This window comes from Pseudomonas sp. SDO5522_S412 (assembly GCF_054071215.1).
Window position 1 is genome coordinate 1 of the sequence record NZ_JBSVWQ010000359.1, and the last position, 3,818, is coordinate 3,818.

The 3,818-nt window shown below is 62.1% G+C and carries 5 protein-coding genes; 4 read left to right on the top strand and 1 reads right to left on the bottom strand.

Annotated elements, in window-relative coordinates; translation table 11 throughout:
* The first annotated feature begins 145 nt into the window (after nucleotides 1–145).
* On the top strand, nucleotides 146–355 hold the full coding sequence (locus ACW9I6_RS31355; protein WP_080673247.1) for a YXWGXW repeat-containing protein: 210 nt from the start codon (nucleotides 146–148) through the stop codon (nucleotides 353–355).
* A 72-nt stretch (nucleotides 356–427) separates the two neighbouring features.
* Here the strand turns inward: ACW9I6_RS31355 and ACW9I6_RS31360 are convergent, their stop codons facing one another.
* A complete protein-coding gene (locus tag ACW9I6_RS31360) occupies nucleotides 428–1,369 on the bottom strand; it encodes a LysR substrate-binding domain-containing protein (RefSeq protein ID WP_457340202.1) in 942 nt (313 codons plus the stop codon).
* Nucleotides 1,370–1,487: 118 nt separating this feature from the next.
* Between ACW9I6_RS31360 and ACW9I6_RS31365 the strand changes: the two genes are divergently transcribed.
* From ACW9I6_RS31365 to ACW9I6_RS31375, 3 genes are read left to right on the top strand one after another with little or no spacing between them, the layout of a single operon-like run.
* Nucleotides 1,488–2,492: an aldo/keto reductase gene (locus tag ACW9I6_RS31365; RefSeq protein WP_008435967.1), complete on the top strand. Its 1,005-nt coding sequence runs from the start codon at nucleotides 1,488–1,490 to the stop codon at nucleotides 2,490–2,492.
* 16 nt (nucleotides 2,493–2,508) lie between these two features.
* Nucleotides 2,509–3,306 carry an SDR family NAD(P)-dependent oxidoreductase gene (locus ACW9I6_RS31370; protein ID WP_003219722.1) on the top strand — a complete coding sequence of 266 codons (798 nt, stop codon included), beginning with the start codon at nucleotides 2,509–2,511 and terminating at the stop codon, nucleotides 3,304–3,306.
* Between the two features lie 29 nt (nucleotides 3,307–3,335).
* Nucleotides 3,336–3,752 (top strand): SRPBCC family protein, encoded by a 417-nt coding sequence (locus tag ACW9I6_RS31375; RefSeq protein ID WP_102369400.1) that lies wholly within the window; start codon nucleotides 3,336–3,338, stop codon nucleotides 3,750–3,752.
* The last annotated feature ends 66 nt before the right edge of the window (nucleotides 3,753–3,818 follow it).

Here is a 3,818-nt window from a genome sequence, read left to right on the forward strand (position 1 = left end):
GGAGCGTCACGGGATGCGTTCCCACGCAGAGCGTGGGAACGAGCATTAATCACCGAGACGGGCGACGGATTTTCCCGGGTCGCGGCGTTTAACCCGGGTAGGCCCGCCACTCAGGCGAAGGCCAATCTCATTGGGGAACCGTGCCATGTCCCGCCTATTCAAAGCTACGCTGGCCGCCACGTTGATGGCGGCTGCGTTGTCCGGTTGTATTGTCGAGCCTGTTCATCCGCGGCGTCCGCCGCCTTTGGTCGAGGTGGTGCCGGTGGCGCCGGCGCCAGGGTATCAGTGGGTGCGGGGGCACTATCGCTGGGGGAACGGGCAGTGGTTATGGGTGCCTGGGCATTGGCGGTACTGATCCACCACAAGTTCAACTGCGACACCGAAACCCTGTGGGAGCTGGCTTGCCTGCGATGGCATCACCGCGGTCTTACTGACAGACCGAGGTGCCTGCATCGCGGGCAAGCCCGGCTCCCACAGGTGATAGGGGCTCTGTCAGGACTTTCCTGAACGTCTCCACCAACGGCCGCAAGTTGATCCGATGCCACGCCGCCCACAGCGGCGTGGTGTAGGTCAGCCACGGCAGTTCTCGCAGCACAACGCCCGGCGGTGCATTGCGGCTCAAGCCCTTTTGCACCATCGCGACACCTAGCCCCGACGCCACCAACCCCAACGCGGTAAACGGCTCGCTGGCTTCCATCGGAATCTGCGGGGTAAACCCTGCCCGAATGCACGCCGCAACAAAGTCATCCGCCGGGTTTGCACCCGCTTTGCGCTGCACGCCAATCCATTGCTGCTCGGCCAGATGCTCAGGCAGCAACTCGCTGACGCTGGCCAGCGGATGCTGCTCGGGCAGCGCCAGCAGCATCGGATCGTCCAACACTTGCAATGCAATCAGGTCCGGGTCATCCGCCGCCGGTGGTTCACCCACCAGAGCGATATCCAGGCTGCGTTGGCGCAGGCCTTCCAGTTGCTCGATGGAGGGCAGGTTGTACAGGGCGATATGCACGTTGGGCCGCGCGTCACGCAGTACCTTCAAGCCGTTGGGCAGCACCCCCGCGTGCATGGCGTTTTCGATGTAGCCGATGCACAGTCCGCCTTCTTCGCCTTTGCCCAATCGCCGGCCCAATGACTCCAGGCGGTTGGCGTGGGTCAGCAGCGCCTTGGTTTCGGCGAGGAACGTCTGGCCGTCGCGGGTCAGGCGGATGCGCTGTTGGCTGCGCTCGAACAGGGTCAGGCCCAGGCGCTCTTCCAATTGGGCAATCTGCCGGCTCAGGGGCGATTGGGAGATGTGCAACCGTTCGGCAGCACGCCCCACGTGTTCTTCTTCAGCGACTACAACGAAGTAGCGCAATTGGCGGAAGTCGATCATGTCAGACCTTAAGGGACTCAAGTTGGTCGCAGTATGTCTTGGACGGTCCGATCTCTGCAATCTACGATCTGCTCAACGGTCAACACAGCGACCTTGAACAATCTTGAGGATTTACCCCATGAGCTTGAAAGACAAACTGCCCGGCGTGCTGGGTTTTGGCACCGCCCCCTTGGGCAACATGTTCCGTGCGATTCCTGAAGAGGAGGCGCAAGCCACCGTTGAAGCAGCCTGGAACCAGGGCGTGCGTTACTTCGACACCGCCCCGTTCTACGGCTCGGGCCTCTCGGAAATCCGCCTGGGCCAGGCCCTGTCCAAGTACAACCGTGACGACTATGTGCTCAGCACCAAGGTCGGCCGGGTGATCCTGGATGAAGTGGAAGAAAGCGCCCGCGACCTCGGCGAGAAAAGCGGCGTGTTTGAACATGGCCGGCCGAACAAGATGGTCAACGACTACAGCGCCGATGCCACCCTGCGCTCCATCGAAGACAGCCTCAACCGCCTGCAAACCGACCGCCTCGACATCGTGTGGATTCACGACATCGCCCAGGACTTCTACGGTGATCAATGGCTGGACTACTTCAATCAGGCGCGCACCGGTGCTTTCAAAGTACTGACCCGCCTGCGTGAAGAAGGCGTGATCAAGGCCTGGGGCCTGGGCGTCAATCGGGTCGAGCCTTGCGAGTTGACCCTGGACCTGACCGAAGCCCAGCCCGACGGTTTCCTGCTTGCCGGTCGCTACACCTTGCTCGACCATGAACGCGCCTTGCAGCGCTTGATGGATGCAGCCCAGGCGCAGAACGTCGAGATCGTGGTCGGTGGCCCTTACAGCTCCGGGATCCTGGCGGGCGGCGCACATTTTGAGTACCAGAAAGCCAGCCCGGCGATCATCAGCAAGGTCGAGCAGATCAAGGCGATTGCCGCGGCCCATGGCGTGAGTGTGAAAGCCGCTGCACTGCAATTCTCCCTGGCCCACCCGGCAGTGGCGGCAGTGATTCCGGGTGCCAGTCGTCCGGGGCGCATTGCTGAAGACGTCGCGGCGTTGTCAGAGAAGATTCCCGCAGCCTTTTGGCAGGCCCTGCGCGAGGCACGATTGATTTCGGCCCGTGCACCGCTGCCGCTCTAACCATAGGAACGCGAACATGAAAATTGATATCAGTGGCAAAGTCGCAATCGTCAGTGGCAGCACCGCCGGCATAGGCCTGGGCATCAGCCAGGCGCTGGCGCAATCCGGCGCTACGGTGGTGGTGATCGGGCGTGAATCGGGCAAGGTCGACGAGGCGCTGGCGACCATTCGCCAGGCCGTGCCCGGCGCGGATCTGCGTGGGCTGGTGGCGGACCTCGGTACGGCCGAGGGCGCTGAAAAGCTGTTCGCCGCCGAGCCGCGCGCCGACATCCTGGTGAACAACCTCGGGATCTTCAACGACGTCGATTTCTTTGACGCTCCCGACAGCGAGTGGACGCGTTTCTACGAGGTCAACGTGATCTCCGGTGTGCGTTTGTCGCGGCATTACACGCCGGGCATGGTCGAGCAGGGCTGGGGCCGGGTGATCTTTGTGTCGTCGGAATCCGGGGTGGCAACGCCGGCTGACATGATCAATTACGGCGTGACCAAAAGCGCCAACCTGGCGGTGTCCCATGGCTTGGCCAAACGCCTGGCGGGCACCGGGGTGACGGTCAATGCGATCCTGCCGGGGCCGACCTTTACCGATGGCCTGGAGCACATGCTCAAGGACGCCGTGGCCAAGTCCGGGCGCAGTGCGCGGGACGAGGCGGATGTGTTTGTGCGCAATGCGCGGCCGACGTCGATCATCCAGCGCGCAGCGAATGTGGATGAAGTGGCGAATCTGGTGGCGTACATTGCTTCACCGTTGTCCTCTGCCACCACCGGTGCCGCGTTGCGGGTCGACGGCGGTGTTGTCGACAGCATGGCGATCTGATTTTTCTTGAATGGTTTGGAGTGTTAATCGTGGCAAAAGCATCTGCTGTTATTGAAATCCCGGTTTCGGCCGAACAGGTTTGGCAATTGGTCGGCGGCTTCAATTCGCTGCCGGACTGGCTGCCCTTTATCGTCAAGAGCGAGCCGAGTGAAGGCGGGCGCGTGCGCCACCTGCAAACGGCGGATGGCGGGGTGGTGGTGGAACGGTTGCAACGCTTTGATGATGCGGCGCGTACTTACAGTTATTCGATCAGCGAGTCGCCGTTTCCGGTGAGTGAGTATCTGGCGACGTTGAAGGTTGAGGCGCTGGGTGACAGCTCCGCGAAGGTGACCTGGTCGGGTGTGTTCACTCCGGTGGCCGGTGTGACGGATGCGGCGGTGGAGGAGTTGTTCAGCGGTGTCTACAGCGGCGGGCTGGATGCGTTGCGGGGTAATTTTCCGGGCTGAATGAAGATCAAATGTGGGAGCGGGCTTGCTCGCGAATGCGATGGATCAGTGCCAGATGGGTTGACT